Origin of the sequence: Streptomyces sp. NPDC008317 (assembly GCF_042955955.1) — a bacterium.
In the GTDB taxonomy this organism is placed as follows: Bacteria; Actinomycetota; Actinomycetes; order Streptomycetales; family Streptomycetaceae; genus Actinacidiphila.
This window is the reverse complement of the sequence record NZ_JBIBFQ010000007.1, coordinates 471921-485839: the sequence shown is the minus strand read 5'-3', so window position 1 is coordinate 485839 and position 13919 is coordinate 471921. Positions and strand designations below refer to the sequence as shown.

At 70.2% G+C, this 13919-nt stretch carries 12 protein-coding genes, 1 rRNA gene and 1 riboswitch; of the genes, 12 read left to right on the top strand and 1 reads right to left on the bottom strand.

Features of this window, described 5'->3' with window-relative positions; translation table 11 throughout:
* The 11 genes from rrf to ACFY9V_RS24750 form a co-directional block, all read left to right on the top strand.
* Positions 1-92: ribosomal RNA gene (rrf, locus tag ACFY9V_RS24800) — 5S ribosomal RNA — on the top strand; the annotation flags it as partial.
* Between the two features lie 113 nt (positions 93-205).
* Positions 206-814 (top strand): CDP-alcohol phosphatidyltransferase family protein, encoded by a 609-nt coding sequence (locus ACFY9V_RS24795; RefSeq protein ID WP_355335745.1) that lies wholly within the window; start codon positions 206-208, stop codon positions 812-814.
* Between the two features lie 22 nt (positions 815-836).
* Positions 837-3332: a mannose-1-phosphate guanyltransferase gene (locus tag ACFY9V_RS24790; protein WP_355335743.1), complete on the top strand. Its 2496-nt coding sequence runs from the start codon at positions 837-839 to the stop codon at positions 3330-3332.
* Positions 3333-3395: 63 nt separating this feature from the next.
* Positions 3396-4337, top strand: coding sequence for a DUF881 domain-containing protein (locus ACFY9V_RS24785; RefSeq protein WP_391051111.1), 942 nt, complete (start codon positions 3396-3398; stop codon positions 4335-4337).
* Positions 4334-4666, top strand: coding sequence for a small basic family protein (locus ACFY9V_RS24780; RefSeq protein ID WP_033175851.1), 333 nt, complete (start codon positions 4334-4336; stop codon positions 4664-4666). Before ACFY9V_RS24785 ends, ACFY9V_RS24780 begins: the two co-directional genes overlap by 4 nt.
* Before the next feature lie 7 nt (positions 4667-4673).
* Positions 4674-5528, top strand: coding sequence for a DUF881 domain-containing protein (locus ACFY9V_RS24775; RefSeq protein ID WP_391051113.1), 855 nt, complete (start codon positions 4674-4676; stop codon positions 5526-5528).
* Positions 5529-5886: 358 nt separating this feature from the next.
* Complete coding sequence (locus ACFY9V_RS24770; protein WP_355335734.1) at positions 5887-6420, top strand: FHA domain-containing protein; 534 nt, start codon at positions 5887-5889, stop codon at positions 6418-6420.
* A 47-nt stretch (positions 6421-6467) separates the two neighbouring features.
* Entirely contained in the window at positions 6468-7202 is a 735-nt protein-coding gene (locus ACFY9V_RS24765; RefSeq protein ID WP_355335731.1) for a MerR family transcriptional regulator, read from the top strand.
* A gap of 179 nt (positions 7203-7381) precedes the next feature.
* A complete protein-coding gene (locus ACFY9V_RS24760; protein WP_031518684.1) occupies positions 7382-7855 on the top strand; it encodes a bifunctional nuclease family protein in 474 nt (157 codons plus the stop codon).
* A 166-nt stretch (positions 7856-8021) separates the two neighbouring features.
* Positions 8022-8627: a MerR family transcriptional regulator gene (locus ACFY9V_RS24755; protein WP_355335727.1), complete on the top strand. Its 606-nt coding sequence runs from the start codon at positions 8022-8024 to the stop codon at positions 8625-8627.
* 69 nt (positions 8628-8696) lie between these two features.
* The gene (locus ACFY9V_RS24750) at positions 8697-10178 is read left to right on the top strand and encodes a DNA polymerase IV (RefSeq protein WP_391162931.1); all 1482 of its coding nucleotides are present in this window, start codon (positions 8697-8699) and stop codon (positions 10176-10178) included.
* On the opposite strand, the gene ACFY9V_RS24745 is transcribed toward ACFY9V_RS24750, so the two are convergent.
* Entirely contained in the window at positions 10094-10471 is a 378-nt protein-coding gene (locus tag ACFY9V_RS24745; RefSeq protein WP_355335723.1) for a PRC-barrel domain-containing protein, read from the bottom strand. The genes ACFY9V_RS24750 and ACFY9V_RS24745 overlap by 85 nt on opposite strands.
* A gap of 137 nt (positions 10472-10608) precedes the next feature.
* Positions 10609-10704: riboswitch (glycine riboswitch) on the top strand.
* A 185-nt stretch (positions 10705-10889) separates the two neighbouring features.
* Between ACFY9V_RS24745 and gcvP the strand changes: the two genes are divergently transcribed.
* Positions 10890-13784, top strand: a complete 2895-nt coding sequence (gene gcvP, locus ACFY9V_RS24740) for an aminomethyl-transferring glycine dehydrogenase (RefSeq protein ID WP_391162930.1) — start codon at positions 10890-10892, stop codon at positions 13782-13784.
* Positions 13785-13919 lie beyond the last annotated feature (135 nt).

Below are 13919 nucleotides of genomic sequence, written 5' to 3'. Positions count from 1 at the left end.
CGCCCGGTTACATTCCGAACCCGGAAGCTAAGCCTTTCAGCGCCGATGGTACTGCAGGGGGGACCCTGTGGGAGAGTAGGACACCGCCGAACAATTTTATGGAAGAGGCCCGGCCTCGGATCTTAGGATCCGACGCCGGGCCTCTTTTGCGTCTGCGGTAGAGTCTGGCCCGAAACGTCAGGACATACATACAGGAGGGGCCCCGGTGGAGGTCCAGGAGACAAGGGTGCAAACGGATCGGATCTTCACGATCCCCAACATCCTGAGTATGGCCCGCCTGGTGGGCGTACCCGTGTTCCTGTGGCTGATTCTGTGGCCCGAGTTCGGCGGACCGAAGGCTGACGGCTGGGCGCTGCTCGTACTCGCCCTGAGCGGCATCAGTGACTATCTGGACGGCAAGCTGGCCCGGCGGTGGAATCAGGTCAGCAGTCTCGGCCGGGTTCTCGATCCCGCGGCCGACCGGCTGTTTGTACTGTCCACGCTGGTAGGACTCACATGGCGCGACATCCTCCCACTGTGGGTAACGGTCCTGCTGCTCGCCCGTGAGGCCGTGATGGCGGTGATGCTGCTGATTCTGCGGAGGCACGGGTACGGACCTCCCCAGGTGAACTTCATCGGGAAAGCGGCTACCTTCAACCTCATGTACGCCTTTCCGCTGCTCCTCCTGAGCGACGGAAGCGGATGGCTTGCGACACTGGCGTCTATTTTCGGCTGGGCGTTCGCAGGTTGGGGTACAACCCTGTACTGGTGGGCAGGGATCCTCTATGTGGTGCAGGTCCGCCGACTTGTGCGGGCGGACACCACGGCTGACTGAGTCACGAGGAGGACGTTCCGACATGAAGGCGGTTGTCATGGCCGGCGGTGAAGGCACTCGCCTTCGCCCAATGACCTCGAGCATGCCCAAACCTCTGCTGCCAGTGGTGAATCGCCCGATCATGCAGCATGTTCTGACACTGCTCAAGCGGCATGGACTCACTGAGACGGTGGTGACTGTCCAGTTCCTCGCCTCCCTGGTGAAGAATTATTTCGGGGACGGCGAAGAATTTGGAATGGAGCTCACCTACGCCAACGAGGAGAAGCCGCTGGGGACGGCCGGAAGCGTCAAGAACGCCGAAGAGGCGTTGAAGGACGACTCCTTCCTCGTGATCTCCGGTGATGCCCTGACGGACTTCGATCTCACCGAGCTGATCGAATTCCACAAGGAGAAGGGAGCCATGGTCACGGTCTGCCTGACCCGGGTCCCCAATCCCCTCGAATTCGGTATCACCATCGTCGACGACGAAGGCAAGGTGGAACGCTTCCTGGAGAAGCCCACCTGGGGCCAGGTGTTCTCCGACACGGTGAACACCGGCATTTACGTGATGGAGCCTGAGGTCTTCGACTACGTCCAGGCCGACGTGTCCGTCGACTGGTCGGGCGACGTCTTCCCGCAGCTCATGAAGGAGGGCAAGCCCGTCTACGGCTTCATCGCCGAGGGCTACTGGGAGGACGTCGGCACCCACGAGAGCTACGTGAAGGCCCAGGCCGACGTACTCGAGGGCAAAGTCGACGTCGACATCGACGGCTTCGAGATCTCCCCCGGCGTGTGGGTCGCGGAAGGCGCCGAGGTGCACCACGACGCCATCCTGCGCGGCCCGCTCTTCATCGGCGACTACGCCAAGGTCGAGGCGGGCGCCGAGATTCGCGAGCACAGCGTCATCGGCTCCAATGTGGTCGTGAAAACAGGCGCTTTCCTGCACAAGGCCGTCATCCACGACAATGTCTACATCGGCCAGCAGACCAATCTGCGCGGCTGCGTCATCGGCAAGAACACCGATGTCATGCGGGCCGCGCGAATCGACGACGGCGCGGTCATCGGCGACGAGTGCCTGATCGGCGAGGAATCGAACATCGCCGGCAACGTACGCGTCTATCCGTTCAAGACGATCGAGGCCGGCGCCTTCGTCAACACCTCGGTCATCTGGGAGTCGCGCGGGCAGGCGCATCTGTTCGGCGCCCGAGGCGTATCCGGCATTCTGAACGTCGAGATCACCCCCGAGCTGGCCGTACGGCTGGCGGGCGCGTACGCGACCACGTTGAAGAAGGGCGCGACGGTCACCACCGCGCGTGACCACTCACGTGGTGCGCGTGCGCTCAAGCGGGCGGTGATCTCCGCGCTCCAGACCAGCGCGATCGACGTGCGCGACCTGGAGAACGTGCCGATGCCCGTGGCACGGCAGCAGACCGCGCGCGGCAGCGCGGGCGGCATCATGATCCGGACCTCACCGGGGCGGCCGGACTCGCTGGACATCATGTTCTTCGACGAGCGGGGCGCGGACCTGTCCGCGGCCGGGCAGCGGAAGCTGGACCGGGTCTTCGCCCGTCAGGAGTACCGCAGGGCGTTCCCCGGCGAGATCGGCGACCTGCGGTTCCCCGCCACGGTCTTCGACTCCTACACCGGCGCGCTGCTGCGGGCCGTGGACATCTCCGGGATCGCCGACGCCGGTCTGAAGGTCGTGGTCGACGCGGCCAACGGCAGTGCCGGGCTCGTGCTGCCCAGCCTCCTCGGACGGCTCGGCGTGGACGCGCTCACCGTCAACCCCGGTCTGGACGAGGCCCGTCCGACCGAGACCACCGAGAGCCGGCGGGCCGGACTCGTACGCCTCGGTGAGATCGTCGCCTCGGCGCGGGCCGCCTTCGGCGTGCGCTTCGACCCCGTGGGCGAGCGGCTGTCCCTGGTGGACGAGCGGGGCCGGATCATCGAGGACGACCGGGCGCTGCTGGTCATGCTCGACCTCGTCGCGGCCGAGCGCCGCAGCGGCCGGGTGGCGCTGCCCGTGACCACGACCCGGATCGGCGAGCAGGTCGCCGCGTACCACGGCACCCAGGTCGAGTGGACGACGACGTCGCCCGACGACCTGACCAGGGTCGGCAGGGCCGAGGGCACCATCTTCGGCGGCGACGGGCGCGGCGGCTTCATCATTCCGGAGTTCAGCAGCGTCTTCGACGGGTCGGCCGCCTTCGTGCGGCTGATCGGACTGGTGGCGCGTACGCAGCTCACGCTCAGCCAGATCGACGCCCGTATCCCGCGCGCTCATGTCATCAAGCGGGACGTGCCGACACCGTGGGCCGTCAAGGGTTCCGTGATGCGGCGCGTGGTGGAGTCGGCGGGCGACCGCTCGGTGGACACCACCGACGGCGTGCGCGTGGTCGAGGCGGACGGACGCTGGGTGATGGTGCTGCCCGACCCGGCGGAGGCCGTCACGCATCTGTGGGCGGAAGGGCCCGACGACACCTCCGCGGAGGCACTGCTCGACGAGTGGGCGGAGGTCGTGGAGAGCGCCGGGCGCTGATCCTTCGGTCGAACGGCGCGCCGTGAGGGGGCCATTCGAGTGTGGCGGCCCCGACGTGCGACGATGTGCGGCATGCCGCAGCAGCAACCCGATCGGAGCAGCCCCGTCCCCGGGGCTGCCCGGCGGCGTCCTGACGCCTCGATGTCGTTGCTCACCAACGTCATGGAGCACAGTCTCGACGACGGGTACGCGGAGGCCGCCGCGCGCCGCGGCGAGGTCGGCACCTCCAGGCTGCCGAAGCGGCTGAGCGGGAAGCTGGGCCTGGCCGCGGGTCTCGTACTCGCCGCCATCGTCGTCACGGTGGGCGCGGCCCAGACGCGGGTGGCCGCGCCCACCGAGGCCAAGGAGCGGCAGAAGCTCATCGACCAGGTGAAGACCGAGACGGACAGCGCCGACAAGCTCCAGAGCAGTGTGGACGGCCTGCGCGACACCGTGGCCGCCGAGCAGCGGGCCGCGCTGGAGGACCACGGCGGCGACAGCAGCGCCTTGGTGGAGCTGCTGTCGGGCGCGACTCCGGTGGACGGTCCCGGCGTCAAGCTGGTCGTGGACGACGCCAAGGAGGCGTCAGAAGGCGGCACAGGCGGCCCGCGGGAGAGCAGCGGCTTCTCCGACACCGGCAGGGTCCGCGACCGCGACATGCAGCGCGTGGTGAACGGGCTGTGGTCCTCGGGAGCCGAGGCGATCACCGTCAACGGCCAACGGCTCACCGCACTGTCCGCCATCCGGGCCGCCGGTGACGCCATACTGGTCGACAACAAGCCGCTGGCGCCGCCGTACACGGTGCTGGCGATCGGGGACGGGGAGCGGTTGAGCGCGGCATTCCAGGACAGTGCGGACGGTCAGTACCTGCACGTCCTGGAGCAGAACTACGGCATCCGCGCGAGCATCTCCGTCCAGGGCACGCTGCACCTGGCCGCCGCGCCCAGCCTGATCGTGCGGTATGCCAAGCCGGTCCCCGGCCAGCAGAAGGCGGACTCCGCCACAACAGGGAAGGGTTCGAAGTGATCGCCGTACTGGGCCTCGTCGTGGGAGTCGTGGTCGGGCTCGTGGTCCGTCCCGTGGTGCCGACCGGGGTCGAGCCGTATCTGCCGATCGCCGTCGTCGCCGCTCTCGACGCGGTCTTCGGCGGCCTGCGGGCGATGCTGGACGGGATCTTCGACGACAAGGTCTTCGTGGTCTCCTTCCTGTCCAACGTGGTGGTGGCGGCGCTGATCGTCTTCCTCGGCGACAAGCTCGGGGTGGGCGCGCAGCTCTCCACCGGCGTCGTGGTCGTCCTCGGCATCCGGATCTTCTCCAACGCGGCGGCCATCCGCCGCCACGTCTTCCGGGCGTGACGACGGTATGAGCGACGAGCACCACGAGTCCGCGGACGACGGGCGGGACCGCCAGCAGCACGGCCCGGCCCACGCCGCGCACGATCACGAGCCCGCCCACGCCGCGCACGCCCATGAGCCGGAGCACGCCGCGCCGCCGGTCACCGGGCGGCAGCGCCTGGTCGCCGGGCTGTGGCCGCCGCGGCTGTCACGCGCCCAGCTCACCGTGGCCGTCCTGCTGTTCGTCCTCGGCCTCGGGCTGGCGATCCAGGTCAGCTCCACGAGCGACAGCGGCGGCGCGCTGCGCGGCGCGCGCAAGGAGGACCTGGTCCGCATCCTGACCGAGCTGGACAACCGCACCCAGCGGCTCGAGGACGAGAAGCGGGGTCTGGAGAGCCAGCGGTCGGAGCTGGAGACCAGTTCCAACCAGGCCGCGGAGGCGCTCAAGCAGACCCAGGCCAAGGCGCAGCAGCTCGGCATCCTGGCGGGCACGGTGGCCGCCCAGGGGCCGGGTATCACGCTGACGATCTCCGACCCCAAGGGCGGTGTCCAGGCAGACTCGCTCCTGGACACCCTTCAGGAACTCCGGGCGGCCGGTGCGGAGGCGATCCAGATCAACGATGTACGGGTCGTCGCCGACACGTACTTCACGGAGGGTACGGACGGTGTGCTCATCGACGGCCACAAGGTGTCCCAGCCGTACGAGTTCAAGGTGATCGGAAATCCGCAGGATCTGGAGCCCGCCCTCAACATCCCGGGCGGGGTCGTGCAGACGCTGGAGAAGGAGCAGGCCACGGCCGATGTCGTCAGGTCGCAGAAGATCGTTGTGTCCGCCTTGCGGCCGTCGAAGCAGCCTGACTACGCTCGGTCGTCATCCCAGTGAGGCGGGGGGTCGGGGCATCTGTGGGGTGCTGTGTGGTGGAAACTGTGTGTAGCGAGGGTTCGTCCTGCCCCACGGGCGGGTCTGTTTCTTTCAAGGGGAATCGCCCGTGAAGTTGTTTGGGAAGTTTTTCGGCAAGAGCGCGCGGCAGTCGGGTGACCCGGCGACGGCGCGCCACCGTGCTCCGCGGAACACCGGGGAGGAGAGCCAGTCCGGCGACCGCCCGCTGTTCCGGCACGAGGACCAGCAAGGCGGCGGCGACTTTTCCGGTGGCCCCGGCGTGGCGCCTGTTGACCCTGCCTCGTCCCCCCGCATAGGTTTCGGGGAACCATCAACCTCAACCCCGGGTGGAGGGTTCGGCTTGCCGGTTTGTACGCGGTGCGGGCACACGAACGCGGAGGCGAGCCGCTTCTGCAACAACTGCGGCGCGCCGCTGCGCGGTTCAGGGGCCGGGCAGGAACGCGCGTCCGAGACCACCTCCACGATCTCCATCTCGGGCCTCGAGGCGTACGAGGCGGAGGTCACCGGCCAGCATGTGACGCCGTCGCTCTCCTCCGAGGCGCAGTCGGCCGTGGACGCCCTGCCGATGGGCTCCGCGCTGCTGATCGTGCGACGGGGGCCGAACTCGGGCAGCCGCTTCCTGCTGGACGGTGAGCTGACCACGGCCGGCCGCCACCCGCAGAGCGACATCTTCCTGGACGACGTCACGGTCTCCCGTCGCCATGTGGAGTTCCGCCGCGGCCCGGACGGCGGCTTCACCGTCTCCGACGTCGGCAGCCTCAACGGCACGTACGTCAACCGGGAGCGGATCGACGCGGTGCCGCTGTCCAACGGTGACGAGGTCCAGATCGGCAAGTACAGGTTGGTCTTCTACGCGAGCCAGCGGGGGATCTAGCTCTTTATCCCCCGGACCCGGTCCGGGGGACCCCAGGGAAGGTGTTCATGCCGAGAACGCAGGGCGGTGCCGGAGACGGCACCGCCACCGCCGACAGCGCGCTGTTGAGCATCGGCGCCGTCCTGGGGCAGCTCCAGGACGAGTTCCCCGAGGTCACCATCTCCAAGATCCGTTTCCTGGAGGCCGAGGGTCTGGTCGAGCCGCAGCGCACCCCGTCCGGATACCGCAAGTTCGCGGCCCGTGACGTCGAGCGGCTCGCCTACATCCTGCGCGTGCAGCGCGACCACTACCTGCCGCTGCGGGTGATCAGGGAGCACCTGGACGCGCTCGACCGCGGCGAGCACGTGGCGCTGCCGGGTCCCGCGGAGTCCAGGGAGGCCCAGGAGGCCGCCATCGAGCCCCAGGCGCCCGCGGAGCTGCGGATCGGCCGTACGGAGCTGCTGGCGGCCACCGGGGCCGACGGCGAGGAACTGGACCAGTGGGAGTCCTATGGCCTGGTCGAGGCCGGCCGGGACGGCGGATACGACGCCGACACGGTGAACATCGGACGGCTCATCGTCGACCTCGGCCGTTTCGGGCTCGAACCGCGCCATTTGCGGGCGGTGAAGGCCGCTGCCGACCGGGAGGCGGGTCTGGTGGAGCAGGTCGTGGCGCCGCTGCGGCGGCACCGCAATCCGCAGACGCGCACCCACGCCGAGGTCACCGCGCGCGAGCTGGCCGCGCTCTCCGTTCGGCTGCACGCGGCGATGGTGCAGTCCGCGCTGCGGGTCAAGCTCCTCTGAGCGGTTTTCCGGTTTTTCCCACGCCCTGTAAAGGCGCCGGTACCGGGCGGGTACGGGCTTTTCAGCGGTCTCCCGCGGGGCCCGTGCCGACTTTGTGCCGGGCTTCACGAAGCCGCCGAAGTCCGGCCCAGGGGGTGCCCGACTACCCAAACCCGGCAGGCACGTCCTAGGGTTGCTGTGTGAACGAGCTCGACGTTGTGGGTGTCCGGGTCGAAATGCCCTCCAATCAACCGATCGTGCTCCTGCGTGAAGTGGGAGGCGATCGGTACCTGCCCATCTGGATCGGGCCGGGAGAGGCGACGGCCATCGCTTTCGCGCAGCAGGGCATGACGCCTGCGCGACCGCTCACGCATGACCTCTTCAAGGACGTACTCGAAGCGGTCGGACAGACGCTGACCGAGGTCCGTATCACCGACCTGCGCGAAGGCGTCTTCTACGCCGAGCTGGTGTTCGCCAGCGGCGTGGAGGTCAGCGCCCGTCCGTCCGACGCCATAGCCCTCGCGCTGCGCACCGGTACGCCGATCTACGGCAGTGACGGGGTGCTCGACGACGCCGGGATCGCGATCCCGGACGAGCAGGAGGACGAGGTGGAGAAGTTCCGCGAGTTCCTCGACCAGATCTCGCCCGAGGACTTCGGCACGAGCAACCAGTGAGCCGTTCCCGATACCGGGACACGCCAAACCACTCGTGGGGTGAATATCACTCGGCGTGCCGAGTGTGGCGATCGTTGACGCACCCCTGGCGACTGCCTACCTTCGGAGAGGAAAGTCCCGATGGCACGTGCACGCGGCCCCGGGACGCGAAGGGACGGAGGGCGGCGTGAGAAGCACCGGCGACGGTCTGGCGACCGGCGGCCCGTATCCGACCCAGGGGGCACTGGCGCGCGCCACCGCTGACGCGGGCGGCGGCGGGGCGGCACAGGACGTACCGCCCGAGCAGATCGGCTACCGCGGGCCCACCGCGTGCGCGGCGACCGGCATCACCTACCGCCAGCTCGACTACTGGGCCCGTACCGGCCTGGTCGAGCCCAGCGTCCGCCCCGCCTACGGCTCCGGCACGCAGCGGCTCTACAGCTTCCGGGACGTCGTCGTCCTGAAGATAGTGAAGCGGCTGCTGGACACCGGCGTCTCGCTCCAGAACATCCGGACGGCGGTACGGCACCTGCGCTCCGTCGGGCCGACGGAGCTGGCCAGGATGACGCTGATGAGCGACGGTGCCACGGTCTACGAGTGCACCTCGCCCGACGAGGTGGTGGATCTGCTCCAGGGGGGCCAGGGGGTCTTCGGCATCGCCGTGGGCGTGGTCTGGCGGGACGTGGAGAGTTCGCTGTCCCAGATGCACGGGGAGCGGGTGGACACCGGCGAGACCCTGGTCGGCGACAATCCGTCCGACGAGCTGGCGAAGCGGCGCAATCGGGCGGTCTGAGCGGCTCACCGACGCCGTGCCGTACACGTGTACGGCGATTGTCGGTGTCGTGCGGCACGATCGGTACTTGTGAGAAGTGCGCCGACGATCCTGCATCTGGACATGGACGCGTTCTTCGCCGCGGTCGAACAGGCGTCGAAGCCGAGCCTGCGGGGCAAGCCGGTGGTGGTCGGCGGCCTCGGCCCCCGCGGCGTCGTATCGACCGCGTCCTATGAGGCGCGCGTCCACGGCGTCCACTCCGCGATGGCGATGGCCCACGCCCGCCGCCTCAGCCCCAACGCCGCCTATCTCGTACCGCGCTTCGGCATCTACCGGCAGATCAGCGAGGCCGTGATGGCGCTGCTGCACGAGGTGTCACCCCTGATAGAGCCGCTGAGCCTGGACGAGGCGTTCGTGGACCTGGAGGCGGGCGGGCACGGCGCGGACCCGCGGGCGGTCGCCCGGCGGCTGCGCGCCGAGATCCGGGCCAGCACCGGGCTCACCGCCTCGGTGGGGCTCGCCGGGTCGAAGCTGCTGGCGAAGATCGCCTCCGAGCAGGCCAAGCCGGACGGCCTGGTCGTCGTCGAGCCCGGCACCGAGCGCGCGCTGCTCGAACCGATGCCGGTACGCACCCTGCCCGGCGTCGGGCCCGCCACCGCCGAGCATCTGCGGCGCGTGGGCATCACCACCGTTGGCGAGATCGTGCACGCGGGGGAGCCGGAGCTGGTCCGGCTGCTCGGCAAGGCGCACGGCACGGGCCTGCACTCGATGGCCGCCGGCCTCGACAACCGCCCCGTGGTCGCCGACCGCGACGTCAAGTCCATCTCCGTCGAGGACACCTTCGACGCCGACCTCACCGACCGCGCCCATGTGCGGTACGAGATCGACCGGCTCGCCGAGCGCTGCGTGCAGCGGCTGCGCGGCGCGGGCCGCTCCGGGCGGACGGTGGTCGTCAAGGTCCGCAGATACGACTTCTCGACGCTGACGCGCTCCGAGACGCTGCGGGCGCCGACCGACGACCCGGGACTCGTACGGGAGACCGCCAGGCGGCTGATGGAGGCCGTCGACACCACCGGCGGTGTGCGGCTGCTCGGGGTGGGCGTCGCCGGGCTCGCCGACTTCACGCAGGAGGATCTGTTCGCGCACGCGGCGGGGGAGGGCGAGAACGCGCCCGAGGAGCTGCCCTCGGCGCCGCCGCCCGCGCCGGAGCGGGCCAGGCTCTGGTGGCCGGGCCAGGACGTGGAGCACGAGACGTACGGCTCCGGATGGGTGCAGGGAAGCGGGGTCGGACGGGTCACCGTGCGCTTCGAGGTGCCCTCGGACACAGTGCCCGGCCGGGTGCGGACCTTCGCCGTGGACGACCCGGCGCTCGCGCACCGCGATCCGCTGCCGCTCGACCCGGGCGAAGCGGCGGGTGCGGGCCGGGGGAAGGAAGAGGGTGCGGGGCAGGGGGAGGAAGAGGGCGTGGGGCAGGGGGAGGAGGACGCTCAGTCCTCGCCCGCGAGCCGCCCGAAGTCCCGGTCGGGGGGCGGCGGCGGCTCCGAGCCGGACGTCGGCACGTCCATCCCATAGTGGTGGTAGAGCTGCAACTCCTGCTCCGGCGACAGGTGGCGCCCCACACCGAAGTCCGGCGCGTCCCTGATCAGCGCCTTCTTGTACGGCACCCGCAATTCGTCGTCCACCACTTCGCTGGGCTCCAGCGGTACGAACGCGTCGCGCGTGAACAGCCCGGTCCTGACGGCCGCCCACTCCGGTATGCCGGTCGCGTCGTCGAGGTACACCTCGTCCACCGTGCCGATCTTCGTACCGTCATGGTCGAAGACGCGGCGGCCGATCAGGCTGCGCGGATCGATGTCGGTCTGCACGGTCCCTCCAACCAATGACGAGCGATGTCTGGGTACAGCCAAAGGCACATCCTGGCCGGTGTCGACTCGGGCAGTGATCACCGCCCCCCGCCCCCGCCGGGTCCCGCCGCCTCGCTGGTAGGCTGGTGATCGGCCGCAGACCCCGTGCGGGAGAGCCTCCGAGACAGTGTCGGAGGCGCCGAAGGAGCAAATCCTCCCCGGAATCTCTCAGGCATCCGTACCGCATGGACGAGGTCACTCTGGAAAGCAGGGCACGCACCGGGAGCGGTTTTCCGGCACGGGCCCTCACCGACGGTGAAAGCCGCTCCCACGGGGGCGGTGAAGCTCTCAGGTTCTGATGACAGAGGGGGAGGCCGTACGGGTGTCCGCGCGTCGCGGCACCCCCCGAAGGTCGTCGCAGACCAGGAGGCCTCCGCAGATGACTTCCCGTCGCATTCCCCTCGCCGAGCTGGAAGCGGGCGTGCCGTTCGCCAGGCGCCACATCGGACCCGACGCAGCGGCGCAGGCGAAGATGCTCGCCCAGGTCGGCTACGGCTCCCTGGACGAACTCACCGAAGCGGCCGTGCCCGACACCATCAGGAGCGCGCAGGCCCTGGCGCTGCCCGAGGCCCGCACCGAGGCCGAGGCGCTGGCCGAGCTGCGGGCGCTGGCGGACCGCAATCAGGTGCTGGCCCCGATGATCGGCCTGGGCTACTACGGCACCTTCACCCCGCCCGTCATCCTGCGCAATGTGATGGAGAACCCGTCCTGGTACACGGCCTACACGCCGTACCAGCCGGAGATCTCGCAGGGCCGCCTGGAGGCGCTGCTCAACTTCCAGACCGTCGTCGCCGACCTCACCGGGCTGCCCACCTCCGGCGCCTCGCTGCTCGACGAGAGCACCGCGGCGGCCGAGGCGATGGCGCTGTCCCGCCGGGTCGGCAAGGTCAAGCAGGGCGTCTTCCTGGTCGACGCCGACACCTTCCCGCAGACCGTCGCGGTGATCCGGACCCGCGCGGAGCCGACCGGCGTCGAGGTCGTCGTCGCCGACCTGTCCGAGGGCATCCCGGCGGAGATCGCCGAGCGTGGCGTCTTCGGCGTCCTGCTCCAGTACCCGGGCGCCTCGGGCGCCGTACGGGACCCGCGCCCGGTCATCGAGGGCGCGCACGAGCTGGGCGCGGTCGTGACCGTCGCCGCCGACCTGCTGGCGCTGACGCTGCTCACCTCGCCGGGCGAGCTGGGCGCGGACATCGCGGTGGGCACCACCCAGCGCTTCGGCGTCCCCATGGGCTTCGGCGGACCGCACGCCGGATACATGGCCGTACGCGACTCCTACGCCCGCAACCTGCCCGGCCGCCTCGTCGGCGTCTCCGTGGACGCCGACGGCAACCGCGCCTACCGGCTGGCCCTCCAGACCCGCGAGCAGCACATCCGCCGCGAGAAGGCCACCAGCAACATCTGTACGGCGCAGGTCCTGCTCGCCGTGATGGCCGCGATGTACGCGGTCTACCACGGCCCCGACGGGCTCGCGCAGATCGCCGGCCGCACCCACCGCTACGCCGCGGTGCTCGCCGCGGGCCTGCGCGCGGGCGGCGTCGAGATCGTGCACGACGGCTACTTCGACACGCTCACCGCGCGGGTGCCGGGACGCGCGGCCGAGGTCGTGGCCGCCGCCCGTCAGGCCGGGGTCAATCTGCGGCTGACCGACGCCGACCTGGTCGGTATCGCCTGCGACGAGACCACCGACCGGGCCCGCCTCGCGGCCGTCCTCGACGCCTTCGGCGTCCAGGGGAGCGCCGCCGACCTCGACGCGCTGGACGCGGCCACCGAGGACGCGCTGCCCGCCGGACTGCTGCGCACCGACGCGTATCTGACCCACCCCGTCTTCCACCAGCACCGCAGCGAGACCGCGATGCTGCGCTATCTGCGGCGGCTGGCCGACCGCGACTACGCGCTGGACCGCGGGATGATCCCGCTGGGCTCCTGCACGATGAAGCTCAACGCGACCACCGAGATGGAGCCGGTCACCTGGCCCGAATTCGGCGCGCTGCACCCCTTCGCGCCGGTCGAGCAGGCCGAGGGCTACCTGGCGCTGATCCACGGCCTGGAGGACCAGCTCGCCGAGGTCACCGGCTACGACAAGGTCAGCCTCCAGCCCAACGCGGGCTCCCAGGGCGAACTGGCCGGGCTGCTCGCGGTCCGCGCCTACCACCGCGCCAACGGCGACACCGGCCGTACCGTCTGCCTGATCCCGTCCTCCGCGCACGGCACCAACGCCGCGAGCGCCGTGATGGCGGGCATGAAGGTCGTCGTGGTCAAGACCGGCGAGAACGGCGACGTGGACGTCACTGACCTGCACGCCAAGATCGAGCAGCACCGCGACCAGCTCGCCGTGCTGATGGTCACCTACCCGTCCACGCACGGCGTGTTCGAGGACAACATCACCGACGTCTGCGCGGCCGTGCACGACGCGGGCGGCCAGGTGTACGTGGACGGCGCGAATCTCAACGCGCTGGTCGGTCTGGCCAGGCCCGGCCGGTTCGGGGCGGACGTCTCGCACCTGAACCTGCACAAGACCTTCTGCATCCCGCACGGCGGCGGCGGCCCCGGCGTCGGCCCCGTCGCGGTCCGCGCGCACCTGGCGCCGTACCTGCCGAACCACCCGCTCCAGCCCACCGCGGGACCTGCCACCGGCGTCGGCCCCGTCTCGGGCGCGCCGTGGGGCTCGGCGGGCATCCTGCCGATCTCCTGGACGTATGTACGGCTGATGGGCGCGGAAGGGCTCAAGCAGGCCACCCAGATGGCGGTACTGGGCGCGAATTACGTCGCCAAGCGGCTGGAGCCGCACTTCCCCGTGCTCTACACCGGCCCGGGCGGGCTGGTCGCGCACGAGTGCATCATCGACCTGCGGCCGGTGGCCAAGGAGACCGGCGTCAGCGTCGACGACATCGCCAAGCGGCTGATCGACTACGGCTTCCACGCGCCGACGATGTCCTTCCCGGTGGCGGGCACGCTGATGATCGAGCCGACCGAGAGCGAGGACCTGGCGGAGCTGGACCGTTTCTGCGACGCCATGATCGCGATCCGCGGCGAAATCGACCGGGTCGGCGCGGGCGACTGGCCGGCCGACGACAACCCGCTGCGCAACGCCCCGCACACCCCGGCGGCGCTCGGCGGCGACTGGGCGCACCCGTACAGCCGCGAGGAGGCGGTCTTCCCCGCCGGGGTCGTCGCGGCCGACAAGTACTGGCCGCCGGTACGGCGGATCGACGGCGCCTTCGGCGACCGCAATCTGGTCTGCTCCTGCCCGCCGCTGGACGCGTACGAGAGCTGAGCGCGTACGAGAGCTGAGCGCGTTGGGCCGACCGGGTCCGGTGGTACGGGCCCGGCGGTCTCGCGCGAGGCTGCCCGCACATGACGAAGCCGGTTCCGCTGTCAGCAGTGGAACCGGCTCTGTGTGTGGGGCGGT